Below are 23,373 nucleotides of genomic sequence, written 5' to 3' on the forward strand. Positions count from 1 at the left end.
CGCTTCTCCTATTCGGCCCACTCCAGAGAAGCGGCTCCCGAAGAAACCTCAAAAGAAACCTGAGAGAGCACTTTTGCAACGAGCGGACCCTTGCCGTCGACCCCGGCCTTCCGATACACTGAGCCGAGGTATTCCTTTACGGTGTATAATCCGAGTCCCAGCTGTTGGGCCATCTCTTTCATCTGCTTTCCGGCCACGGCCAGGGCGAGGATTTCCCGTTCGCGAGGGGAGAGCTGATGTTCCTGGGCAAAGGCGTTTAACGCCCCCGCCGGCAGGAGCTTCTCCTTCTTTGCCGTCCAGCAGACTTTAAAAAGGGGAAACCGTCCATATCCCGCCTGTGAGAGAACCAGCGAGTAGGTCCCGCTCCGTCCCTGGCTTTCGACCCGAAGCGGCTTCAACGGATCGAGCGCCAATCGCCCCAACCAAACCGGAAGGGTTTGACGAAGTTGGCCCGCGAAGGAAAGGTCCTGATTCAGCACGGTTTCGGCCCGGACGTCGGTCCAGAGAAGCGCCCCCTTCGCATCGACAAACAGGGTCGCTGTTTCGGCGATGGCGGCGCAGGCGATCAGCTCCAGATGAGGCGCCAGAAGATCGAGGATCTTTTTCTCCTCAGGAGAGAAATCGACTTCTCCCGAGCGGGTGAAGTAGGTGGCGAGATAGCCTTGCGGGGTCTTCGTATAACAGGCATAAGAGAAGCGGATCTTGTACTTTTCCCAATAATCGAATTGATATTCCTGAAAATCATGCTTGGTGAGCAGGATCGACAACGTCGTCGGGACGTGAAAGGAATGGAACTGATTTTCGGCAATCCGATCAATGATCGGCTGTTTGAATTTCCAGAAGTAGCTGTTGTGCTCTTGAAGCGAGTCGACGCAGTTCAGATTGGTCAGGGTGAACGGCGACGGGATAATCTGGTGCGTCTTTGGATCGACCTTCATAAACGCCACCAGCCGGTCGTAGGGGACCACCCGTTGGACGGCGGCGAGAAATCCCTTCGGATCTTTCCACGGCGGCACCAGGCTCATCCACCGGATCAATCCGAGAAGGCCTTCCACCTTTCGATCATCGAGAAACATTGGACCGACCCCGCTGCCCGTTGGAAAGGTCCACTATAGCATAAAATGAGCTCCAGGGAAAACCCCTGATGTCGCCTGTTTTCGTAAGGCCCTCCGAGAGAGTCATGATGCCTTTTTTTATCAGGTCATAGAAAGGCGACGGCGATCTCGTCGGCGAGAAGAAGCCCTTTGGACGTGAGTTGAACCCGGCCCTGCTCAATCCGCAGCAGCCCCTCCGCGATCAGCCGTTCGGCCGTCTTGCGAAGGGAGGGCCCTTCATTGAGATAGTCGACCGGAATCCCTTCAACCTTTCTCAGTCCGAAGATCACCCGGTCTTTGCTTAGCCCCTCCAAGGTCACCTTCTCGACCCGGTCGATCGGAAGGCGGCTCGATTCAATGGCATCGAGATACGTCTGGAGCGAGTCGGTGTTCGCCCGATGTTCTTGATCGAGGTAGGAGTGGGCGGAGAGGCCGATACCAAGGACCTCGCCCCGATCCCAATAAAAGAGGTTATGACGGGATTCAAAGCCGGGCCGCGCAAAGTTGGACACTTCATAATGTCGATAGCCCGCGGCGGCGAGATGCACACGGGCGGTTTGATATTGGACGATCGCCTCCTCCTCCGATGGAAGCGACAGAAGCCCCGCCTTCGCTTTTTTATAGAAGAGGCTCCCTTCTTCGATCGAAAGCGCGTAGAGGGAGAGATGCTCCGGGGCAAGGTCGACCGCCGCCTGCAACGTCTCCTCCCAGTCGGAGGGGGATTGATCGGGCAGGCCATAGATCAAATCGATCCCGATATTGGTGAAGCCTGCGGCACGGGCTGTCAGGAAAGCGGTGCGGGCCCGCTCCGCGGTATGATGACGGCCGAGGGCGTCGAGATGCGCGTCGGAGAACGACTGCACCCCCATCGACAGCCGGTTGATCCCCCCCTGCCGAAGCGGTCCCAGATTATCGGCATCGATTGTGGCGGGGTGGGCCTCAAGCGTTACCTCCGCCGAGGCCGCCACCGGAAGCCGCTCACGACAGAGGGCGATGAGGCCGGTGAGGAGCCCCGGCGCATAGAGGCTCGGCGTTCCCCCTCCCAGGTAGAGGCTGGTGATTGTTCTATTTTGCCAAAACGGTGCGCCGGCGCCGTTCGCATAGAGGTCGATCTCTTTTTGAAGCGCATCGGCATACCGCCCCGCGAGCCCTTCGCGGTATCCCTGGATATTAAAGGCGCAGAAGGCACAGCGGGCGAGGCAAAAAGGAAAGTCGATATAAAGACCGACCGGTGTCATCGGTTCATCTCCCGGCCTTGTCATGGAAGCAGGAAAGCGTGCGAAGAAATTCGGAGGTCTCCTTTGGGACCGGCTTCCCCTGGCGGGCAAGCAGGTCAAGCTGCTCTTTCAGAAAGGTGAGATCGTTCGGACGGTCGATGTCATACCAGAAAGGAAGAAGATGGCAATCGAGCTTGGCTGCGTTGATCTTATGGAGGGTGGAGACCAACACCTGATCGCCCCCCCAGCCGATGCCGTCGAAAAGATCGGGAAGCGGCGGGCGGGCTCCGATCAGATAATAACCGCCGTCGAGGCTCGGCCCGATGACCACCGGGATCCGATCGAGCCGATCGAATGCCGCTTGGATGAAATCGGCCGGGAGGGTCGGTGCATCGGAGCCGATCAAAACGACCTTCCGAAACCGTTGACCAAAGCCCCAGGCAAGGGCGTTTTTCATCCGCTCCCCCAAATTCTCCCCCTGCTGTCGGACCAATGAAAGAGGGCGCTCCCGACTACAACGGACAAAAAAAGGATGGTCGACCTCCGGGGCGCAGGCAAGGGCCCGCTCTTGGCGGAGTGAATCGGTCAGATGGAGCGTATCGCGCAGGAGCGCGGTCTGTAAACCGGATCGCTCTTCCACCGTTAAAATCGGCTGAAGGCGGGTCTTGACCGCGCCGGGATCGGGGGCCTTGGCAAAAATAATCACGATCCCCTCTTTCTCCGTCCGAATCATCAAAGTCCCTCTCGGTCGAGGATTAACATGATTCGGGACCGGTGTCAACGAACCGGCCTTTTCCATTGAATTTACAAGGAAAAGATGATATACCTTTTTGAATGAAGAAGAAGCGAAAAAGTCGACTCCTCCGAATCTTTCTCCTCCTTTCCGTCTTGTTTATTTTCTGTTCCGTCCTCTATGTCGCCTACCTCGATCAACAGGTGATCAAAAAATTCGAGGGACAGCGATGGAAGCTCCCCTCGAAGATTTACTCCTCCCCTTTCCTCCTCTCCCACGGCCTCAACATCGAAAAGGGGGGGGTCGTCTCTCGCCTCAAACGATTGAACTACCACCCCGTGAAGCGGCCGGTCCGAAAATCGGGTGAATATTACCTCACCGAAGGGGTTCTCGAGATCTACCTTCACGAATTTGCTTATCCCGACCGCCTGCAGCAAGGGGTCCCGATCAGCCTCTCTCTTTCGGGGAAGGAGATTGACCGGCTCGTCGATCTCTCCTTGGCGGAAGATTTAGAGCAGGTCCCGATCGAGCCGGAGGTGATCGGCGGGTTTTACGAGGGAACCTGGGAGGAGCGGAGCCTCGTCCGACTGTCGGAAGTTCCGCCGGTTTTGATCGATGCGATCGTCGCGATGGAAGACCACCGCTTCTACGAGCATGGCGGGATCGACCCGCGCGGCATCCTGCGCGCCGCCTGGGCCAACCTGCGCGCCCGCTCGATCGTTCAGGGAGGAAGCACGCTGACCCAGCAGCTCGTGAAGAATTTTTATCTCGACGGCGAGCGGACGATGAATCGGAAGGTCAACGAGGCGATCATGTCGCTCCTGCTGGAGCGGCATTATAGCAAAGAAGAGATCCTCGAGACCTATCTCAATGAAATTTATCTCGGTCAAAACGGGATCATGGGAATTTATGGCGTCGGTCAGGGATCGTGGTTCTACTTCGGCAAACCGCCCCACGAGATGACGGTCGGGGAATCGGCCCTCCTCGCCGGGATGATCCGCTCGCCGAATTCCCTCTCCCCGATGAAGAACCTCAAAAAGGCGATCCAACGCCGCAATCTTGTCTTGGAATCGCTCTTCGCCGCGCAGAAGATCTCGCTGCGTCAATATATCCAGGCGCGCGCCGAAGCGGTGTCGGGCCGCCGGGTGAAAGAGCGGCTGAACGCCGCCCCTTATTTTGTCGATGAGATCCGCCAGCGGCTGGCAGCGGCTTATCCGGGAGATCTATTAAATTCGGGCGGACTTCGGATCTTCACCGCGCTTGATGTCGACCTGCAAAAAGTCGCCGAGGAGAAGCTGCGCGATGGGCTTCAGGCGCTGGAGCGGCAATATCCCCATCTGAAGCGGGGCGAGCCGGAGAGGCAGCTTCAGGGAGCTTTGGTGGCGGTCGACCCACGAACCGGAGAGATCCGCGCACTCGTCGGCGGCCGCGATTACGGCACGAGTCAATTTAATCGGGTCACCCAGGCGCGGCGGCAGCCGGGGTCGCTCTTCAAGCCGTTCGTTTATCTCGCCGCCTTCGAACAGGCGGCCAATGGGCGGGAGCCATACACCCCGATCAGCCAGGTGGAAGATGCCCCGATTACCCTCCAGGCGGGAGGGCGGGATTGGTCGCCGCAGAACTATGACAAAAATTATCTCGGGCCGGTGACCCTCCGCGCCGCGCTGGAGCGCTCGCTCAATGCGGCGACCGTTCGGCTCTCTCAACAGGTCGGCATCGAGAAGATCGTCGGCACCGCCCGGGCGCTCGGCGTGACGAGCCCCTTGAAAGAGCTCCCCTCTCTGGCGTTGGGAACTTCCGAAGTCTCTCCCCTGGAGATGGCGGTCGCCTATGCCGCCCTGGCCAATCAAGGGGTTAAGCGGGAGCCGCTCTTCGTGGAAGGAATCAGCGACCCGGCGAACCTCCGTGTCGATGCTGCCGATACCAACGAGGCGGAAGGGGTGCCGCCGTCGGCGGGGGTGTCGCCGCAGGCGGCGTTTTTGGTGACCCATTTGATGAAGGGGGTCATCGAATCGGGGACCGGACAGGGGGTCCGGAAACTCGGCTTCGACCGGCCGGCCGCCGCAAAAACCGGGACGACCAGCGATGAACGCGATGCCTGGTTTGCCGGCTATACGCCCGATCTGGTCACCGTGGTTTGGGTGGGGTTCGATCAGAACGATCCGGTCGAGCTGACCGGGGCCGCCGCGGCACTCCCGATCTGGACCGCCTTTATGAAGGAGGCGGTGGCCGCCAAGCGGCCGACCGACTTTATCCCTCCGACCGGAATCGTCTTCAAACGGGTGAATGAAAATGGAAAACTTTGCAGCAGCGGGCGGGAAGAGGCGTTCATCGAGGGGACGGAGCCGACCGAATCGTGTGAAAGGGGAATCCTGAGATGGTTCGAAAAGCTCTTCTTTTAATCACCCTCTTCACCGGCATCGCGTTCGGATTCTCCGGCTGCCAGAAGGGCGCCTCAGAGAACGCCGAAATCGTGATCGGGGTGGCCGGTCCGATGACCGGTGATCAGAGCAAGCTCGGCGGCGATGTGGAGCACGGAACCCACCTGGCGGTCGACGACTGGAACGGACGGGGCGGGATCAATGGGAAGAAGATCCGCCTGGAGGTCGGCGATGACCAACATGACCCGAAACAAGCGGTTTCGGTGGCAAATAAACTGGTCAACTCCGGGATCGTCGGCATCATCGGACACTTCAATTCGAGCGCGTCGATTCCCGCCTCTTCGGTATATCATTCCGCCGGTGTCCCGATGATCACACCCGCTTCGACCAATCCGCAATTGACCGAGCAGAATTACTGGAGCGTCTTCCGGGTCTGCGGACGGGACGACCAGCAGGGAAAGGTCGCCGCCGACCTGGTCGCGACACAGCTGAAATTAAAACGGGTCGCCATCCTCCATGATAAAACGACCTACGGCCAAGGGCTGGCCGAGGAATTTCGGAAAAGCCTTGCGGCCCATCCGGAGGTCGCGGTCGTCTCTTTCGATGGGATCACGCAGGGAGACAAAGATTTCCGCGGCATTCTCACCTCGATTAAAGGGAAAAATCCCGAGCTCTTCTTTTTCGGGGGGGTGTTTCCGGAGGGGGGTCAGTTGGCAAAACAGGCCAAAGAGGTCGGCCTGACCGCTCCGATGCTGAGCGGCGACGGGGTGATCGATCCGAAATTCATCGAGATCGCCGGACCGGCGGCGGAGGGAACCTACCTCACCTTCACCGCCGACCCTGAGAAGATGCCGCAGGCCAAGGGCTTCCTGGAAAAATACAAGGCAAAATATGGGAATGAGCTCGCCCCGTATGCCATCTACTCGTATGATGCCGCAAACATACTCTTAACCGCGCTCGCTCAGGCCGACAAAGAGGGAAAGCTCAAAGATGGCAAGCATGTCGCAGAGATTATTCGGAACGCCAAATATGACGGCGCCCTTGGACACATTGAATTCGACGCCAAGGGGGATGTCAAAAAATCACCCTATATTGTCTGGATCACCAAAAATGGGAAGTTCGAGGAGTTCTGGAAACCGGAGGGTTAGGCATTCTCTCTCCACTTCATAAGGGATGATGAAGATTCAGTCCTCTTATATGAGATTTTTCTCTTCGCGCAATGAGACCCCCTGCAAATCATGGATATATTTCTAACCCCCACCGGTCTGCGCGGCATCGTAAGCTTTGGCGGTCTCTTCTTATTTATGGCGGTCGAGAATTTTTTTCCGTTTCGGAAGCGGGTCGATCCGATCCTCCGCCACTATGGTCTTAATCTCCTGATCGCGGGAGGGAATTCAGCCCTTCTTGGCATCGCTCTCGGAGGGGCGGTCGTCGGTTACGCCCGGTTTTTGGAGACAAGAGGGATCGGGCTGCTTCATCTTTTTCCGGTTTCCCTGGGATGGAATATTTCTCTCTCCCTCCTTTATCTTGACTTCGTCACCTATTTATGGCACATGGCGTATCACCGTTCGCCGCTCCTCTGGCGGCTCCATCGGGTGCATCATACCGATCGAGATCTCGATGTGACATCGGCCTCCCGGTTTCATCTGGGGGAAATCGGTCTCTCGACACTTCTCCGGCTGGGGGTGATGACGGCCCTGGGGCCGGCGGCGATCTCGATTGTCATTTTTGAGGGGACACTTCTTCTCGCGGCGCAGTTCCAGCATAGCAACTTTAAGATCGCGGAGCCGGTTGAATCGGCTGTCCGTTGGCTCTTCGTCACCCCCGACATGCACCGGGTCCACCACTCTGATCGGCCGGCGGAGACGAATTCGAATTTTTCAACGATCTTTTCTTTCTGGGACCGATTGATTGGGACCTATCGTATGGCGCCCCAGGAGCGCCTCGTCATCGGATTAAAGGAATACCTACATCCGAAAGAGCGCACCTTTTTAAAGTTAATGGCGATGCCATTCGGCCGTCCTTGTTCCAGTGCCATCACAGAACAGCGGCCGACGACTTCGAGGGAGGTAGAAACCTAATTGTTCGTACAACAGCTGATCAACGGCCTCACGCTCGGCGCAGTCTACGCACTCGTCGCGCTCGGCTATACGATGGTCTATGGCATTTTGGAGCTGATCAATTTCGCCCACGGCGAGATTTACATGATCGGCGCTTATCTGGGAATCATCTATCTCGGCTTTTTCACCGCGGCGGGCCTGACCGAATCCCATCTTCTTTTATCGCTGGGGTTGGTCTTCCTCCTCTCCGCGATCACCTGCGCCGGTTATGGGATGACGCTCGAGCGGATCGCCTATCGGCCGCTGCGCCACGCGCATCGCCTCTCGCCGCTGATCTCAGCGATTGGGATGTCGATCTTCCTTCAAAATTATGTGATGTTGACCCAAGGCTCGGCCGACAAAGTCTTCCCCCATATTCTGCCGACCGGTCCCCTCTCCGAGGGGGGGATGGCGATCAGTGGGATTCAGCTCTTCATCATCGTCGCGTCGGTAGTTTTGATGGGGGCGCTGCAATTCTTCGTCCGAAAGACCCGGCTGGGGAAGGCGATGCGGGCCACGGCACAGGACAAGACGATGGCATCGCTCTGCGGCATCCCGATCGACCGGGTGATTGCGGCGACCTTTGCGATCGGATCGATCTTGGCTGCCGTCGCCGGGGTGATGGTGGTGATGTATTATGGGGTCGTCCATTTCTTTATCGGTTATGTCGCCGGAATTAAGGCCTTCACTGCGGCGGTCCTCGGGGGGATCGGGAACATCCCCGGCGCGATGGTTGGCGGGCTGCTGCTCGGCCTGGTGGAGAGCCTCGGCGCCGCTTACATTTCGAGCGAATTCAAAGATGGCTTTGCTTTTCTTATCCTGATTTTGGTTCTCATCTTCCGGCCGTCGGGCCTGCTGGGCGAGAAGGTTCCGGAACGGGCCTGACACCCCAAAAAGGAAATCTGATTTGTCCCTGTCGACCCTGAAAAACTCGGTCTTGATCGGCCTCTGGCTGGGACTGCTGGCCCTTCCCTTTATGGGATGGCGCGACGCGGGAAAGCTCGCCGCAGTGCTCGCCTTCGGCGGCGTGTTGTGGCAAGGGGTGCTGGTCTGGGGCCGGAGCGCGCCGGTTCATTCTTCGGTCATCCTCTTTCAAAAACGGGTGAGCACGTTTCGCGCCGGCGTCGTCAAAGGGAACCGGACCTGGTTCGTCGGCGGCGGCTCCCTCCTCCTTTTGATCTTGCCCGTCTTCCTGAATAATTATTACATCGACATCCTCAGCCTCGCGGGGCTTTACGCAATCTTAGCCGCCGGCCTGAACATCACCGTCGGCTGCGCCGGCCTCTTGGACCTCGGTTACGCCGCTTTTTATGGCATTGGCGCCTATATCTATGGGCTGCTCTCGACCGGCATCGGCCTCTCCTTTTGGCTCGGCCTGCCGCTCGGCGGGGCGGTGGCCGCCCTCTTTGGGGTCATCCTCGGAACGATCACCCTTCGCCTCCGGGGGGACTATCTCGCCATTGTCACCCTTGGATTCGTCCAGATCGTCTACCTGGTCCTCAATAATTGGGATGGGGTGACCCATGGCCCGAACGGTATCCTCAATATCGGCCGGCCGGCGCTGTTTGGATTCTCATTGCATCAGCCGGTCCATTTTTATTATCTGGTCCTCCTTCTTCTCGCATTGATTGCGGTCGCGCTTCATCGGCTGACCCGCTCCCAAATCGGCCGGGCATGGATTGCGATCCGAGAAGACGAGCTGGCTGCGGCGGCGATGGGGATCGATACCACCCGGATGAAGGTGTTCGCTTTCGCACTGGGAGCCGGCATCGCCGGGATCGCCGGGGTCTTCTTCGCCGCCAAATATACCTTTATCTCGCCGGAGAGCTTCACCTTTCTCGAATCGGTCCGGGTCCTCTCGATGGTGGTTTTGGGAGGGATGGGAAGCCTCCCGGGGGCGATCCTCGGCGCCTTCCTCCTCACCCTTCTCCCGGAGCTGCTGCGAGGCTTGGCCAGCTATCGGATGTTGATTTTTGGCGCAGCGCTGGTCATCATGATGGTCTTCCGGCCGCAAGGACTGCTGGGGAAACGGAACTGAGTGTCGGCGCGTCTTAGCGGCTCGGTCCGAGCTAAAAAGTCAGGTCGCTTGCGAAAGAGCAGGGGCTGTGATAAAAACGAATGAGGTAAAGTGGCGTCAAGCGCCGTCCAATTGAAACAATTTGATGAAAAGCCGGTTTCCTAGGAGGGTCGATGCGAAGGAAAACTTTTTGGATCGCTGCCTTTCTCTTCGTTCTAATCTTCGTCGGCCTGGACGCCGACGCGGGCGGCCCGAAGCCCCCCTCGTTTGAGCTCTTCTCGCTGGATGGAAAGACATTCACAGAGAAAGAACTGATCGGGAAGACAACGCTCGTCGTCTTTTGGGCCTCCTGGTGCGACGTCTGCCAACAGGAGCTGCCGAAGGTACACGACCTTCGTGAAAAACTGAAGGGAAAGCCATTCCAGGTGATCGCCATCGGCTTTCGGGATACTGAGGAGAATATCCGGGGCTATGTCAAATCGCATTCGACCTTGTTTAATTTTCCGGTCTTATATGACGCGGGCGATCGTGTGGCGACCCGATTTGGCGCTCACGTAACGCCGACCCTCTTTCTTCTCAACAAAAAAGGAGAGCTGGTGGTTCCTTATCGGGGGGGCGGGCTTCTTGAAAATCCGCGATTTCACGAGGTGCTGCAAGAATCATTGAAGGAGGCTTAGGCCGCTTAGATCGACATGGATTTTCATTATGAGTACATCACGACGCAGGACGCGTTCAACGCCGTAATCGAGCAGTTGCAGCGCGCCCCGATCATCGGCGTCGATACCGAAGGAGACTCCCTCTACAGCTACCAAGAGAAGGTGAGCCTGATTCAGATTTCGGATACCGAGCGGCACTTTATTATTGATCCGCTCCTTCTGGAAGACGTCCGCCCGCTCTCCGCCCTTCTCGAAGCGCGGTCGATCCTGAAGGTTCTCCATGGGGCCGACTATGATCTTGTTTCGTTGAAGCGTGATTTCGGATTTCAGACCGGTCCGATTTTTGACACTGTTCTGGCGGCGCGGGCGCTCGGGATTAAGGAGTTCTCTCTCCAGAACCTGGTCGCACGCTTCTTTCAAGTCACCCTCTCGAAGACGCATCAGAAGTCGAACTGGTCGACCCGCCCGTTGCCGAAAGATCAATTGGATTATGCCGCGCAGGATACTGCTTATCTGATTCCTCTTTATGAAATTTTAAGGCGAGAGGTCGAACAGCGCGGAAGGCTCGATCAGATCGAAGAGGAATGCCGGATTCTGGAGGCGATTACCTGGAGCGGAAAAGCGTTTGAGCCGGACGATTACCGGCGGATCAAGGGGGCCCGCGCGCTCCCACCCGCAGCGCAGAAGGTGCTGCGGGAGTTGGCCGTTGTTCGGGACCAATTGGCCAAAAAGAAAAACCGTCCCTCGTTTAAAGTCATCTCCAATGAGGATCTCCTCAAGATGGCCAAAGAACCACCGCATCAGGTGGAGGATCTCAAGCGCCTCTTTCCACGGGAGACCGCCCCTGTTTTCCGTAACCCGAGCCTTTGGCTCGGCGCGGTGGCTCGCGGTCTGACCACACCCGATCCGCTTCCCAAGGGCGAGCGAAACGGCGAAGCCCCGCTGACCCCCGAGCAAGAGAAACTACTCACACGCCTTCGCGAGTGGCGGAATAAACAGGCAGAGCAAGAAGCGTTAGAGCCGGCGATGGTGATCACCAGCGGGGTGCTGCGAGAGATTGCCCGATACACCCCAAAGACGATCGAGGCGCTGCAGGGGATCTCCGCTCTGCGTCAATGGCAGATCCGCCGCTATGGAGAACCGCTCCTTCGGGAGATAGCCGCCTTTACCCCTCCCGCCGGTTGATACAACCGGACCGCTTATTTCGCCTCATGAACGTGATGGAGCGGAAACCGCTTTTCCATCCCCATCGCCCGAAGCGTCACCTCCCCCTCGATTCGATAATCGATCTCTTCCGGCGCCTTCCTTAAAAACGGCGCCAACTCCCGCGCCTTTTTTAAACGGACTTCAACCGGAAAGAGAATCTCCGCCGAGCCGTGACGCGGAAGCTCGAACGCGTCGGTCTTCTCGCCGGCGGCAACTTCCACCTCATGTAGAAAAACTTGGTATGAAAGATGTTGGACCGTGATCCCGAAAGGATTTGGATTGGTCATCTGAACCGCCAAACCGAGCGAGGCGCCGGACAAATCGATTCGGTCGACCTGAATGCCTTGTAGCCGCCACTCGGGTTTGGCAATGATCCTGGCAGGCGTGCAACCGAAGAGTAAGATAAGAAAGGATAACAGTAAGAGCTGATTTTTTACCATTTGCCGAGATTACGCCCCTCGGCTGATTTTGTCAAAAGTTCCTTTTCCGTCCTTGACAAAATATCTAATTTTGGTATCTTTTACCACGAACAAAGTTTATATCCATGTTAAAAGGCAAACCAGCCGAAAGGCTGGGGCGCAAAGCTTCGAGGCTTCGTCGGATGATCCAAAGATCGCCGGCATGCCGGTTGGGCTGCCCTGGATAAATAAGAGTCTTCTGTCTGCTTATTTACATGCGCAGCCCATTTCTATAGTGGAAATGGGCTTTTTTATTTCGGCGAAAGACACATTGCAATTCCCCGATTTCAAATCGTCTAAAAACAGATGAGAAATACAAACAGGAGGCAGTAAAGATGAAAAGGTTACTCGCAGTGGCTTCAGCTTCACTCATGTTGAGCCTTGGTCTAACCGCCTGCGGCGGAGGCGGAGGCAGCAGCCCCGCCGCCAGCGGAGGCGGTGGCGGCGGTCTTCAAGCGACCGGCTTTCAGGTCCCGACGGAAATTTCCGCGGTGCCGACGAATCTCTCCGGCGTGGCCGGCGGTGTGACCAAACCGGGTCTCCGGTCGAAGCTGATGGCGCTAAAACGGGCCGCGACCGATGCCGGCACCGACTACAGCAACGCTCAGACCACAAAATTTGTTGAAGAACATGCCTTGGATCAATTCAGCATCGTTGAAGAAATCATGAAATCACTGGCGCAGACCCATTATGCCGACGCGACCAACCTCGGCCATGGACCTTATAAAGCGATGGTCACCCAGCCGGGCAATGACAAAGGATCAGCCTCTAAGGTGTTACAGCCCTGGATCGTCGATTCGAAAATGATCACTGAGAATGGCAAAGAGGTGAATGTCGTTCAGGTTTGGATCGAAGAAACCGATGACTCGGGTCAGCCGAAACCGATCAAAGCCCAGTTTAAAATCTCCGCCTCGGCCACAAAGCGAAGCGACGGCTCCTATCAAGATTATGGCGTTTGGAACTTAAACGCCGGCCTTGGAGGGAGCGATAGCTTCACGGCCGATGCTTCTGTGGGAGCGAATGGAGAAGCAGTTCTCAAAATCCATGAGATCTCATCAGAACATGGCGGTGGCGGAACAACGACAGAGACCAAGGGGGTCCTCAACAAATCGGACGGCAGCGGCTTCGGCAAAGTCGTTTTCCCTGACTTCAGCAATTGCAACAGCCCGAGCTGCGTGCCGACGGCCACAGAGGCGAAGTATGTATATGATGCACACCATCTCGCCGTCCAAGCCGGCTCCAACGCCGTCGAGTTTAAGGATCGAGACAATGTGACTGATATGACTCATCAGTATGGAATGTATGAAAGTGACACCGGCAAGGATGTCCTCAAGACCCATTCATTCGGTTTCCCGGTACAGTATACCGATACCAATGGCGTTCGTCAGTTCGCCTATTATGGCGCCTGGCAAGGGCGACATCAACTCTGGGCGAATGGCGGAACGGTCCCGGAAGGGACGGTAGTAACCCGTCAAGACCGAGGCTCAAACCAAACGGCGGAGACGTACACCGTTTCCCAGGCTTTCCTTGGAACACTGGTGAAGAGAACATTGGTCGCAGCTGATATCAATGATCTCGTCAACATTCCGGTGGAGACCTGGGTAAACTTCAACTACAACCTACTCTATAATGGCTCGAACTGGGTCGATTGCCCTCCGGGTGGCATGATCTTCAATTTCCAGAGTCCGGCTACTTGCCCGACCGGAACGGTCGTCACCGATTTCGCCTTCCTTGAAGATAACCCCTTGGACACCCGGAAGTTTATCAACATCAATAAATTCAGCGGGCAGGGCCAGCCAACCCAATATATTCGGCTGGCCGCCGGCGATTCCAGGGCGACCTCGGGCGCGGGCTTCTATCAGGTGACGATGGGCGCACCGGGTACACCTCCCACCATTGGAGCAAAATGGACCAATCCCACTTCCGGCGATCAACTGAACGCCAATGTCGGCGGATCGATCTATATCGCCTATAACGGAACGCATTGGGTCCAGAAGAAGCTCCTTTCGTTCGATCAGTCGACCTGGACGCCGACTTTTGCCGACCCCACGGCTGATACAGACTATACGCTTGATCCCACTCGGGAATACTACATCAACAATCAGGGGATCAACTATGTCGTAAAAGTGAATCAGGCGGATCCGTCCGGCTATACCACGAAGATCGAGCTTCAGAGCGTGGCCAACCCGGTTAATGCGGCCTCTTTTGTTCCGGCCGGAACCACCTTTAAGCAACAGTGGGATAATAACGGGAACGCTTCGACCTTCAGCTTCGATACCAACTCGGCTCATACGACGACCTTCTTGAAACTGGTCTATGCGACGGTCAGCACGACCGACCAGACGGCCGGAATTAATGTCGGGGATATCGTGACCCAGGGCCAATGGGGTCTGGTGGCGTATGATAGCCAGAACGCCAACACCGGAATCCAATTCAATTGGGATTATCCGAGCAATGGTCAGGCGGGTGGAACGCTCACCTATCTGATCGACGGGAACAGCACCTATAAGCTTCTGGATGATCCGATCCGGCTCGCCCCGATCACCCTGACCAACCACCACGGTGATTCAAAGACGTTCTCGCTCCAGTTCGACGGCTGGATGGGAGGCCTTCCGGACCTCTATCAAGAGCTCCAGAAAAACGACTTCGTGATGACCAGCACCATTTCCGACAAGGTGGTCAACATCCCGGCCGGGACCGAGGTGGTGGATGCGAGCGATGCAACCAAGCACTACCTGATCAAACCGCTCGAGACCAGCCAGTTCCTGAATACGATCAGCGATCCGCTGAACCTCGATCTCACCGATGCAAACAATCTCGATCTGTCGACGGTTCCGACCTTCGTCGATCCGGGATTAGGTGCAGAACCTCAGGTGACCGGGGTGAAGTACTCGGAAGGTGTGTTGGTAGAGTAGTTCCAAAGGAATACCCCGCCGGCCAGGGCGGGGTTTCCACGGCATTGGGCAATGCCGTGGGATGTTCCCCCTCCTGCCCGCGCGGAAGGGGGGCGCCGAAAGGCGCCCCCCTTCCTCATTTTCCGAAGGAAGAAATCGGCCGCGCCTCGGCCACCACGCTGCCGACCCAGCGGCAGATCTCCGGCAACCCCTCCCCTTCTTTCAGATTCGTAAAAATGAAGGGCCGTTCGGCGCGCATCCGTCGGGTATCCCGATTCATGATGTCCAGGTCGGCCCCCACGTAAGGAGCCAGATCGATCTTGTTGATGATCAGCAGATCCGATCGGGTAATTCCGGGGCCTCCCTTGCGCGGGATCTTATCTCCCGCCGCCACATCGATCACATAAATCGCTCGGTCGGCCAGCTCCGGGCTGAAGGTCGCTGCAAGGTTGTCTCCGCCACTTTCGATGAAGATCAGCTCCAGATCGGGAAATTGATGGATCAGGTAATCGATTGCGTGGAGGTTTCCGGACGCATCTTCCCGGATCGCCGTATGCGGGCATCCTCCGGTCTCAACGCCGACGATGCGCTCTTTCTCCAACGCCCCCGCCCGGATCAAGAACTCGGCATCCTCCCGCGTATAGATGTCATTCGTGACCACCGCGATCCGATATCGATCGCGAAGGCGCTTGCAGAGCCGTTCAACCAATGCCGTTTTCCCTGAGCCGACCGGTCCACCGATGCCGATTCGAACCGGCCAATGCATCTTTCGCAGCGTCGGCTCAGATGACTCATGGTGATGGAATCCTCCCATCCCTATCCTCCTTTGATTAGGACTGAAAGAGCCGCATCTCGGCAGCCTCGTGTCGCATGCCGCGGATCTCCAGCGCCGGTTGGAAGGACGAGGGAACGGTCTCTTCCGCCACGATCTCTTCCAGCGCCGTGGCCGCTTCCAACATCTCCCATATCCGATGGAGAATCCGCTGGCCTTCCCCCTGACCGATCGGCAAGAGCCGAAGCCCCGCCGAGACCTGTCCCGATGCGACGCCATAGAAATATCCAGCCAGCGTCGGAAGGGCCGGTCGGCCCGAAGCCGCGCCGGCCAAGGCAAAAGCGACCGCCGGGTCACCCCGAAGCGCTCCGTCCGCGAGGGCTTGAAGGCATCGCGCCGTCCAACCGGTCGGATAAAGATCGGCCGTCATCTGAATCCATCTCCGGCCGATCGCCCGACCCCCCTCACGGTGTTCTCTTGCAAGCCGGATCGCAAGCCCTTCTGCATCCAGTTGGCAGACGGAGTCGAGCGCTTCCCGTAGGGCCGCCGCATGGGCTTGCCGAAGGAGAACCCCTTCTCCCGGCACCACCGCATAGAGCAGTTTTGAGCGAATCCAGAGAAAAAGAGTGTCACCGTTATGAACGGTTTTGTCTCTGACGGCCTCTTCGAGGCCAAACGAGTGGGCATATCCCCCCGCGGGGAAGAGAGAATCACACCACTGCATCAATCCAAAAAGCGCTCGAACCGAGAGATCCATTTCCGGCCTTAAAAAAGAAAATAACGCTGCGCCATCGGCAGCTTTTCCGCCGGCTCGCAGCGGAGGAGGACGCCGTCGGCCCGAACTTCATACGTCTCCGGGTTGACCTCCATCCGGGGCAACGCATCGTTCAACCACATCTCCCGCTTCCCGATCTGCCGGCAGTCCCGGACCGCCTTCGTTTTTTTCCGCAGGCCGATCTTTCTCCCCAATTCATTTTCGATCGCCGCTTTAGAGAGAAAGGTGATGCTGTTCTCATAAGGCGCCCCGCCGAACGCGCCGAACATCGGACGGTAGAGGACCGGCTGCGGCGTCGGAATGGAGGCGTTCGGGTCTCCCATCGCCGCCTGCAGGATCATGCCCCCCTTCACCACCATCTCCGGCTTCACGCCGAAGAAGGCGGGCCGCCAGAGGACCAGATCGGCGAGCTTGCCGGTCTCAATCGATCCGACCTCTTCGGCGATGCCGTGCGCGATCGCCGGGTTGATCGTATATTTGGCGATATATCGCCGGGCCCGGAGGTTATCGCTCCCCTCCGTCTCTTCGGAAAGGGAGCCGCGCTGGCTCTTCATTTTGCTCGCGGTCTGCCAACTTCGGAGGATCACCTCTCCCACCCGCCCCATCGCCTGAGAATCGGACGACATGATCGAGAAGGCGCCGAGATCATGGAGGAGATCCTCGGCCATGATCGTCTCGGGGCGGATGCGGGAGTCGGCAAAAGCGACATCCTCCGGGAGCGAGGGGTCGAGGTGATGGCAGACCATCAACATATCGAGGTGCTCGTCGATCGTGTTGACCGTAAACGGCCGGGTCGGATTGGTCGACGCCGGAAGGACATTCGGCTCCCCGCAGAGACGGATGATGTCGGGCGCATGGCCGCCCCCCGCCCCCTCCGTGTGATAGGCGTGGATCGTTCGCCCGGCGATCGCCTCGATCGTCGCCTCAACGAAGCCGGCTTCGTTGAGGGTGTCGGTATGGATGGCGACTTGGACGTCGAATCGATCGGCGACCCGCAGCGCCGTGTCGATGGCGCGCGGCGTGGTTCCCCAATCTTCATGAAGCTTCAACCCGATCGCGCCCGCCAAGAGCTGCTCTTCGAGGGGGGCTTCGGCCGAGCTGTTTCCTTTTCCGAGGAATCCCAGGTTGATCGGGAAGCCGTCGGCCGCTTGAAGCATCCGGGCCAAATTCCACGGCCCCGGCGTACAGGTGGTCGCCTTGGTGCCGGTCGCCGGACCGGTCCCGCCGCCGATCATCGTCGTGATTCCGGAGGAGAGCGCCTCGTCGATTTGCTGGGGACAGATGAAATGGATGTGCGAGTCGATCCCCCCGGCGGTCACGATCATCCCCTCGCCGGCGACCACCTCGGTGGCGGCGCCGACCACCATGCCGGCGGTCACGCCGTCCATGATCTCCGGATTTCCGCCCTTTCCAATTCCGACGATCCTTCCCTCTTTGATCCCGATATCGGCCTTCACGATCCCCCAATAATCGAGGATCATCGCATTGGTGATGATCAGATCGAGCGCCCCTTGGGCCGACGTCACCATGACCGATTGGCCCATTCCGTCTCTTAGGACTTTTCCCCCGCCGAACTTACACTCATCGCCATAAACCGTGAGATCCCGTTCGATTCGGATGATCAGATCGGTGTCGGCCAGCCGGACCCGGTCTCCGGCCGTCGGTCCGAACATCTCGGCATAAACCCGCCGCGGAATTTTCAAGCTCATGACCGCCCCTCTTTAAACTTCTTCTCGCGAAGACGCTCCAGAGCGCCCTGCTTTTGCGCTTCGCTCGTTCCGCCGTCGGTCACCCCGTTCAGCCCCCGGACGACGCGGCTTCCTCCCAGCTCCACCAAAACCACCCGCTTTTTCTCCCCCGGCTCAAACCGGACGGCCCCCCCGGAGGGGATGTTCAGCCGCATTCCGAACGCCTTCTCCCGCTCGAACAAGAGCGCCCGGTTGACCTCAAAAAAGTGAAAGTGAGAGCCGACCTGAACCGGCCGGTCGCCGGTGTGGGTAATCATCAGCGCCACCGTCCGCCGCGCGACATTGGCCTCAATCTCGCCCTCAAGGATGAAATATTCACCTGGAATCATGGGAGCTCCTAAAGAAAAGTGATCGGCATTCAGCCGAACCGAAAGAACCAAGAAACCCATTTTTCAAGCTGAGGGCTGACCGCTGATTTCTGACAGCTATTTTTCACTGAATCGGATCGTGAATCGTCACCAGCTTGGTGCCGTCGGGGAAGGTCCCTTCCACCTGGATCTCTTTGATCATCTCCGGGATCCCTTCCATGACCTCCTCCCGGGAGAGGATCTTTCGTCCCATGGACATCAATTCCGAGACCCGCTTGCCGTCTCGGATCCCCTCCAGCACCTCCGAGGTGATCAGCGCCACCGCCTCGGGGTAATTGAGCTTCAGACCGCGGCGGCGCCGTTCGCGCGCCAGTTGTGCCGCCATGTAGATCAGGAGCTTTTCTTGCTCCCGGGGTGTCAGATGCAATCGTCTTTCCTTTCATCAATAAGAATCAGACGGTCAGATGCCTGCGGACCACCTCGTCGTTTAATTGCGCGACCGGGCCTTCCGCCGCGATCGCCCCCTTCTCCATCACATAAAACGAATCGGCGACCTCCCGGACCAGCGAGAGGTATTGCTCGACCAATAAGATCGCCATCTTCCCCTCCGCCCTGATTCGCAGAATCACGGAGACAATTTCCTTGATGATCGACGGCTGAATCCCCTCGGTCGGCTCATCGAGCAGCAGGAGCCGGGGACCGGAGACGAGCGCCCGGCCGATGGCGAGCTGCTGCTGCTGTCCGCCGCTGAGATCACCGCCGCGGCGATGGAGCATCGTCTTTAAGACCGGGAAGAGATCAAAAATCTCCGGCGGGATCGCCTTTCCGCCCGACGCCTCCAGGCCGACGAGCAAATTTTCTTCCACCGTGAGAGAGGGGAGAATCTCTCTCCCCTGGGGAACATAGCCGATCCCGCGACGCGCCCGCAGATAAGGGGGCGCCTGCGTGATTTCATCGCCGCCGAGCGTAATTCGGCCCCGCCTCGGGGAGAGAAGACCGATGATTGATTTCATCAAGGTCGTCTTTCCAACCCCGTTCCTCCCCATCAAGCAGACGACCTTCCCCGCCGGGATCGTCAGATCGACTTCTCGAAGCACCTGGCTATCGCCATAATAAACATTTAGACCGCGGACCTCAAGCATCGTTTGATTCCTTGATCGGGGAAGGTCCTCCAATCGCTCCTCCCCCTACGCTCGCACCGGCCGCGCCGGCGCCGCGCTCCTCTCGCCCGAGATACACTTCGATCACCCGCGGATCTCTTTGAACCTCCAGCATCGGCCCCTCGCAGAGGACCGTCCCCTCATGGAGAACGGTCACCTTTTTTGCAAAATGGCGGACGAATTCCATGTCATGCTCGATCACCAACACCGAATGCTCCCGTGCAATCGCCTCCAGGAGCAGCCCGGTCTCCTCCCGCTCTCGTCCGGTCATTCCGGCGACCGGCTCGTCGATGAGGAGCAGCTCCGGCTCCTGCGCCATCACCATGCCGATCTCCAGCCACTGCCGCTGCCCATGCGCGAGTGTTCCGGCCAAACGGCCGGCATGCTCCGTCAGCCCAATCCAACCGAGGATCGCCTCGATCCGCTCCCGCTCTTCCCCTTCCCGCCGCCCGACGAGCGAAGCGATCACCCCCTTCTTTCCTCGAAGGGCGAGGGTGAGATTGTCATAAACGGTATGATGTGGAAAGGCGGTCGGCGTCTGAAATTTGCGGCCGATCCCTTGGGTGACGATCTGGTGCTCTCTCAACGGAAGCAGGTCGGTCGCTTTGTCAAAAATCACCCGTCCTTTCGCCGGCTTGACCTTCCCGGAGATCACATCGAGGAGGGTCGTCTTGCCGGCGCCGTTCGGGCCGATCACAAAACGAAGCTCCCCCTTCTCCATAAAAAAATTGAGGTCGCGCAAGGCGAGAAAACCCTCGAAGCTGACCGTTACCCCCTCCAGGTAGATGATCGTCTCGGTCGGCTTGAACATCATCCCTGGATCTATGGTTTCCACGGAGGGGAGAGGCTCCACGCCGTTGCGTGAACCGATTCCCTTTCGGTCGGTGGCGGCAGGCCCCTCCTCGGCACCCGGCTCGGGAGAGCGGACGGTGCCAAAGCGTCGCTGAATCGAGCGGCGGAGCTGGCCCGGAAGCCCGACCAACCCGTTTGGAAAGAAGAGGACCCCGCCGACGAAAAGGCCGCCGAGGAGAAAGGGCCAGAGCTGCGGGACCTGGGTGGTGAGATAGGTTCGCAACCCGTTCACGACGACTGCGCCGAGCGCCCCGCCGACCAGGGTCCCCCGTCCGCCGAGCGCCACCCAGACGACCACCTCCAGCGAGGGGAGGACCCCCATCTGACTCGGCGTGATAATCCCGACCTGCGGGACATAGAGCGCCCCGGCCAACCCGGCCAAGGCCGCCGAGAGGACAAAGACGAAAACTTTAAATGGGGTGGTAGAGAAGCCGCAAAACCGAAGCCGATGTTCATTGTCTCGGATCGCCTGAAAAATCTTTCCCAGCTTGGAGGTCACGATCCACCGGCAGAGGAGAAACGCGCCGATCAAAGAAAAGACGGTGACGACATAGAGTCCCCGCTGCGTCGCCGGGCTGTTGAGGGAAAAGCCGAGGAGGGTTTTGAAATCGGTGAGGCCGTTCGTCCCGCCGAGGTTCATCTCGTTTCGATTGAAGAGAAGCCAGGCGGCGAAGGCGAGCGCCTGGGTCAATATCGAGACATAGACCCCTTTGATCCGGCTTCGGAAGGTGAGATAGCCGAAGGCCGCCGCAAAGAGGGCCGGAACGAGGATGACCCCCAACACCGCAAAGCCGAAATGGTCAAACGGTTTCCAAAACCAGGGAAGGCCCTTTAACTGGTTCCAGACCATGAAATCGGGAATCGCCTCGCCATATTTGCTCTGCGCGGCGCCGATCTCCAGCATCAGATACATTCCAATGGCATATCCGCCGAGACCGAAGAAGACCGCCTGGCAGAGGCTTAAGATCCCGGCATATCCCCAAAGGAGATCCAGTCCGACCGCCAAAATCGCCAGCGAGAGGTACTTTCCGAGAAGGCCGAGGTAAAAATCGGGAAGATGGAGCGGAGCGCCGGCCGGAAGGAGGTTGAGAATCGGCAAAACAACCCCCAAGAAAAGCGCAACCCCGATCCATGCCATTTTTTCTTTCGTCAAACCAATCACCACCCAACGATTACGATTGCGACCCTTGCCAAAAGGACCCGGCCCGCGGAGAGAGCGGTCTTAGGCCGACTCCGCCGCCCTTCCCTTCGCCGGGAAGAACCCGGAAGGCTTCCGTTGAAGAAAAAGGATAATGGCCGCCAAGATAAAAATCTTCGCATAGATCGCCCCGCCGGTTCCGCCGATCATCGGCTCCAAGATCTTGTTCAACATCCCGATCCCGAACGCCGAGACAACCGTTCCGGCGAGCTTGCCGACGCCGCCGACCACCACCACCATAAACGAATCGACGATGTAGGTCTTCCCCATTTCCGGATCGACATTCCCGACCAGGCTCAAGGCGCAGCCGGCCAAGCCCGCAAGTCCCGCCCCGAGGGCGAAGGTCCAGCCGTCGACCCGGCGGGTTGAAATTCCGAGGCAGGCGCTCATATCCCGGTTCTGCGTCACCGCCCGGATCTTCAATCCCCATCGGGTTCGGGACAAAAGAAGGGAGACCCCTACCAATCCGGCGGCGCTCAGGAGGATGATGAAGATGCGATTATAGGGGAGAACCAACCCGACCGACGCCTGGATGCCGCCGCGAATCCAGCCCGGCGCGTTGACGCTGGTCAGATCGCCAAAATACCAGCGCGCCGCCTGCTGAAAAATCATGCTGATCCCCCAAGTCGCCAGCAGCGTCTCCAGCGGCTTTCCATAAAGAAACCGGATCACCCCCTTTTCGAGAATCCATCCGATGACGCCGGCCACCAAAAACGAAAGGGGGAGCGCCGCGATGAAGTAGAAACTATGATAGGCCGCCGGAAAATGCGCGGTGAAAAATTCCTGGAGGGCGAAGGTGGTATAGGCCCCGACCATCATCATCTCGCCATGGGCCATGTTGATCACCCCCATCAGCCCGAAGATGATCGCCAATCCGAGCCCCATCAATAATAAGATCGACCCGAGGCTTATCCCGCTGAAGAGGGTTCCCGCAAATTGCTCCCACGCTTGGTAACGTTCAATCCGAGCGATGGCCGACTGAATCGCCGCGCGGGCGCCGGGATCGCTCTCGGTCGGCGTCTCTGAAAGGAGCGCCTTTAATCTGGGGAGCGCTTCCTGACTGTGGATCGCCCCCAACTGCCCCGCCGCCAGGCGCCGCATCTCCGGATCGGGATTGTCGAGCTGAATCTGGCCGATCGCCTCTTCCATCGCATGGCGTGCCCATCGGTCCTGTTCCGGTGCCACGGCGCGGTTGAGTACGGAGATGGCGGAGAGGTCGCCGCTGTTCCCGATTTTCATCGCCGCGGAGCGCCGGACCTCCGGAGAAGGATCGGACAGCTTGATCCGGTCGAGCGCCGCTTGGAGCCATCGCCGCCCTTCACCAACCACCGAGATCATCTCGAACCCTTCCGCCGTTCCGTCCCCCTCGCCGACCCGCTCTCCGGTGAGGGGATCGATCAAAAAACCTTTCTTATCACCGGTGGGCAGGTCGACCGTCTGCACCATCACCACCCGGGTTTTTCCGTCGGCTGCCCAGCGGTAAAGCGTCCCCTCATACAGCGCCGTCAGAAGCGGAAGGGCCGCCGGATCGCCCGTCTCGGCCAACTCTTTCAGTACAGTGGCCTGCAGTTCCGGATCGCCTCCTGCGATTTTTTGCAGACGATCATGCCTTTCGAGGGAAAGATTTCCCTGCAAACGACTCGGCTCCTCCGACCGAGCCGACACGACCGACAAAAAAAGAATAAAAAAGAAAATAAGGAAAAGAAGAGCGTTACATTCTTCCCTTCGGCTAAACATCTCGATATCCTCTCTCCGCCATCCCTTCACCACTCGTTCCTTAAACGATAAAGGTGGGCTGGGGCTCG

At 58.3% G+C, this 23,373-nt stretch carries 20 protein-coding genes and 1 riboswitch; of the genes, 8 read left to right on the plus strand and 12 right to left on the minus strand.

The annotated features are described in order from the left end of the window. Nucleotides 1-8 precede the first annotated feature (8 nt). The 3 genes from HY282_08985 to HY282_08995 all read right to left on the minus strand — a co-directional run bounded on the left by HY282_08985 (nt 9) and on the right by HY282_08995 (nt 3,044). Nucleotides 9-1,076 (minus strand): helix-turn-helix transcriptional regulator, encoded by a 1,068-nt coding sequence (locus HY282_08985; protein MBI3803881.1) that lies wholly within the window; start codon nt 1,074-1,076, stop codon nt 9-11. A 125-nt stretch (nt 1,077-1,201) separates the two neighbouring features. After that, on the minus strand, nt 1,202-2,332 hold the full coding sequence (gene hemW, locus HY282_08990) for a radical SAM family heme chaperone HemW (GenBank protein ID MBI3803882.1): 1,131 nt from the start codon (nt 2,330-2,332) through the stop codon (nt 1,202-1,204). 4 nt (nt 2,333-2,336) lie between these two features. Beyond that, nucleotides 2,337-3,044, minus strand: coding sequence for a TIGR04282 family arsenosugar biosynthesis glycosyltransferase (locus HY282_08995; GenBank protein ID MBI3803883.1), 708 nt, complete (start codon nt 3,042-3,044; stop codon nt 2,337-2,339). A 101-nt stretch (nt 3,045-3,145) separates the two neighbouring features. Here HY282_08995 and HY282_09000 point away from each other — a divergent pair, with 101 nt between their 5' ends. The 7 genes from HY282_09000 to HY282_09030 all read left to right on the plus strand — a co-directional run bounded on the left by HY282_09000 (nt 3,146) and on the right by HY282_09030 (nt 11,382). Then, nucleotides 3,146-5,446, plus strand: coding sequence for a PBP1A family penicillin-binding protein (locus HY282_09000; protein ID MBI3803884.1), 2,301 nt, complete (start codon nt 3,146-3,148; stop codon nt 5,444-5,446). Further along, a complete protein-coding gene (locus tag HY282_09005; protein ID MBI3803885.1) occupies nt 5,422-6,573 on the plus strand; it encodes a branched-chain amino acid ABC transporter substrate-binding protein in 1,152 nt (383 codons plus the stop codon). Before HY282_09000 ends, HY282_09005 begins: the two co-directional genes overlap by 25 nt. 90 nt (nt 6,574-6,663) lie before the next feature. Continuing rightward, nucleotides 6,664-7,506: a sterol desaturase family protein gene (locus tag HY282_09010; GenBank protein ID MBI3803886.1), complete on the plus strand. Its 843-nt coding sequence runs from the start codon at nt 6,664-6,666 to the stop codon at nt 7,504-7,506. Then, on the plus strand, nt 7,507-8,409 hold the full coding sequence (locus HY282_09015; GenBank protein ID MBI3803887.1) for a branched-chain amino acid ABC transporter permease: 903 nt from the start codon (nt 7,507-7,509) through the stop codon (nt 8,407-8,409). 91 nt (nt 8,410-8,500) lie between these two features. Continuing rightward, nucleotides 8,501-9,562, plus strand: coding sequence for a branched-chain amino acid ABC transporter permease (locus HY282_09020; protein ID MBI3803888.1), 1,062 nt, complete (start codon nt 8,501-8,503; stop codon nt 9,560-9,562). Nucleotides 9,563-9,714: 152 nt separating this feature from the next. Next, a complete protein-coding gene (locus tag HY282_09025; GenBank protein MBI3803889.1) occupies nt 9,715-10,218 on the plus strand; it encodes a TlpA family protein disulfide reductase in 504 nt (167 codons plus the stop codon). A 15-nt stretch (nt 10,219-10,233) separates the two neighbouring features. Next, nucleotides 10,234-11,382, plus strand: coding sequence for a ribonuclease D (locus HY282_09030; GenBank protein MBI3803890.1), 1,149 nt, complete (start codon nt 10,234-10,236; stop codon nt 11,380-11,382). 14 nt (nt 11,383-11,396) lie between these two features. Here HY282_09030 and HY282_09035 read toward each other — a convergent pair whose 3' ends face one another. After that, nucleotides 11,397-11,843, minus strand: a complete 447-nt coding sequence (locus tag HY282_09035; GenBank protein ID MBI3803891.1) for an LEA type 2 family protein — start codon at nt 11,841-11,843, stop codon at nt 11,397-11,399. A gap of 103 nt (nt 11,844-11,946) precedes the next feature. Continuing rightward, a riboswitch (cyclic di-GMP riboswitch) is annotated at nt 11,947-12,032 on the plus strand. 164 nt (nt 12,033-12,196) lie between these two features. On the opposite strand from HY282_09035, the gene HY282_09040 reads away from it, so the two are divergent. After that, entirely contained in the window at nt 12,197-14,776 is a 2,580-nt protein-coding gene (locus HY282_09040) for a hypothetical protein (GenBank protein MBI3803892.1), read from the plus strand. 115 nt (nt 14,777-14,891) lie between these two features. Here HY282_09040 and ureG read toward each other — a convergent pair whose 3' ends face one another. From ureG to urtB, 8 genes are all read right to left on the minus strand, one after another. Beyond that, complete coding sequence (ureG, locus tag HY282_09045) at nt 14,892-15,521, minus strand: urease accessory protein UreG (protein ID MBI3803893.1); 630 nt, start codon at nt 15,519-15,521, stop codon at nt 14,892-14,894. A gap of 64 nt (nt 15,522-15,585) precedes the next feature. Beyond that, entirely contained in the window at nt 15,586-16,284 is a 699-nt protein-coding gene (locus HY282_09050) for a hypothetical protein (protein ID MBI3803894.1), read from the minus strand. Between the two features lie 8 nt (nt 16,285-16,292). Continuing rightward, complete coding sequence (gene ureC / locus HY282_09055; protein MBI3803895.1) at nt 16,293-18,011, minus strand: urease subunit alpha; 1,719 nt, start codon at nt 18,009-18,011, stop codon at nt 16,293-16,295. Then, the gene (gene ureB / locus HY282_09060; protein MBI3803896.1) at nt 18,008-18,379 is read right to left on the minus strand and encodes an urease subunit beta; all 372 of its coding nucleotides are present in this window, start codon (nt 18,377-18,379) and stop codon (nt 18,008-18,010) included. The genes ureC and ureB overlap by 4 nt, the downstream gene beginning before the upstream one ends. Nucleotides 18,380-18,482: 103 nt before the next feature. Further along, complete coding sequence (locus HY282_09065; GenBank protein MBI3803897.1) at nt 18,483-18,785, minus strand: urease subunit gamma; 303 nt, start codon at nt 18,783-18,785, stop codon at nt 18,483-18,485. 25 nt (nt 18,786-18,810) lie between these two features. Further along, nucleotides 18,811-19,500: an urea ABC transporter ATP-binding subunit UrtE gene (urtE, locus tag HY282_09070; protein MBI3803898.1), complete on the minus strand. Its 690-nt coding sequence runs from the start codon at nt 19,498-19,500 to the stop codon at nt 18,811-18,813. Next, on the minus strand, nt 19,493-21,508 hold the full coding sequence (urtC, locus tag HY282_09075; protein MBI3803899.1) for an urea ABC transporter permease subunit UrtC: 2,016 nt from the start codon (nt 21,506-21,508) through the stop codon (nt 19,493-19,495). The genes urtE and urtC overlap by 8 nt, the downstream gene beginning before the upstream one ends. A gap of 84 nt (nt 21,509-21,592) precedes the next feature. Further along, nucleotides 21,593-23,305 carry an urea ABC transporter permease subunit UrtB gene (gene urtB / locus HY282_09080; protein ID MBI3803900.1) on the minus strand — a complete coding sequence of 571 codons (1,713 nt, stop codon included), beginning with the start codon at nt 23,303-23,305 and terminating at the stop codon, nt 21,593-21,595. Nucleotides 23,306-23,373: the final 68 nt, after the last annotated feature.

The organism is Candidatus Manganitrophaceae bacterium (assembly GCA_016200325.1).
Classification (GTDB): domain Bacteria; phylum Nitrospirota; class Nitrospiria; order SBBL01; family Manganitrophaceae; genus Manganitrophus.

Excerpts from the sequence above, each read along its gene's own strand:
- hemW (MBI3803882.1), bottom strand. The coding sequence starts at position 2,332 with ATGACACCGGTCGGTCTTTATATCGACTTTCCTTTTTGCCTCGCCCGC.
- HY282_09035 (MBI3803891.1), bottom strand. The coding sequence starts at position 11,843 with ATGGTAAAAAATCAGCTCTTACTGTTATCCTTTCTTATCTTACTCTTC.
- HY282_09040 (MBI3803892.1), top strand. The coding sequence starts at position 12,197 with ATGAAAAGGTTACTCGCAGTGGCTTCAGCTTCACTCATGTTGAGCCTT.
- HY282_09010 (MBI3803886.1), top strand. The coding sequence starts at position 6,664 with ATGGATATATTTCTAACCCCCACCGGTCTGCGCGGCATCGTAAGCTTT.
- urtC (MBI3803899.1), bottom strand. The coding sequence starts at position 21,508 with ATGGCATGGATCGGGGTTGCGCTTTTCTTGGGGGTTGTTTTGCCGATT.
- ureC (MBI3803895.1), bottom strand. The coding sequence starts at position 18,011 with ATGAGCTTGAAAATTCCGCGGCGGGTTTATGCCGAGATGTTCGGACCG.
- HY282_08985 (MBI3803881.1), bottom strand. The coding sequence starts at position 1,076 with ATGTTTCTCGATGATCGAAAGGTGGAAGGCCTTCTCGGATTGATCCGG.
- ureB (MBI3803896.1), bottom strand. The coding sequence starts at position 18,379 with ATGATTCCAGGTGAATATTTCATCCTTGAGGGCGAGATTGAGGCCAAT.
- HY282_09030 (MBI3803890.1), top strand. The coding sequence starts at position 10,234 with ATGGATTTTCATTATGAGTACATCACGACGCAGGACGCGTTCAACGCC.
- HY282_09020 (MBI3803888.1), top strand. The coding sequence starts at position 8,501 with ATGGGATGGCGCGACGCGGGAAAGCTCGCCGCAGTGCTCGCCTTCGGC.
- urtE (MBI3803898.1), bottom strand. The coding sequence starts at position 19,500 with ATGCTTGAGGTCCGCGGTCTAAATGTTTATTATGGCGATAGCCAGGTG.
- ureG (MBI3803893.1), bottom strand. The coding sequence starts at position 15,521 with ATGCATTGGCCGGTTCGAATCGGCATCGGTGGACCGGTCGGCTCAGGG.
- HY282_09025 (MBI3803889.1), top strand. The coding sequence starts at position 9,715 with ATGCGAAGGAAAACTTTTTGGATCGCTGCCTTTCTCTTCGTTCTAATC.
- urtB (MBI3803900.1), bottom strand. The coding sequence starts at position 23,305 with ATGTTTAGCCGAAGGGAAGAATGTAACGCTCTTCTTTTCCTTATTTTC.
- HY282_09050 (MBI3803894.1), bottom strand. The coding sequence starts at position 16,284 with ATGGATCTCTCGGTTCGAGCGCTTTTTGGATTGATGCAGTGGTGTGAT.
- HY282_09005 (MBI3803885.1), top strand. The coding sequence starts at position 5,422 with ATGGTTCGAAAAGCTCTTCTTTTAATCACCCTCTTCACCGGCATCGCG.
- HY282_09000 (MBI3803884.1), top strand. The coding sequence starts at position 3,146 with ATGAAGAAGAAGCGAAAAAGTCGACTCCTCCGAATCTTTCTCCTCCTT.
- HY282_08995 (MBI3803883.1), bottom strand. The coding sequence starts at position 3,044 with ATGATTCGGACGGAGAAAGAGGGGATCGTGATTATTTTTGCCAAGGCC.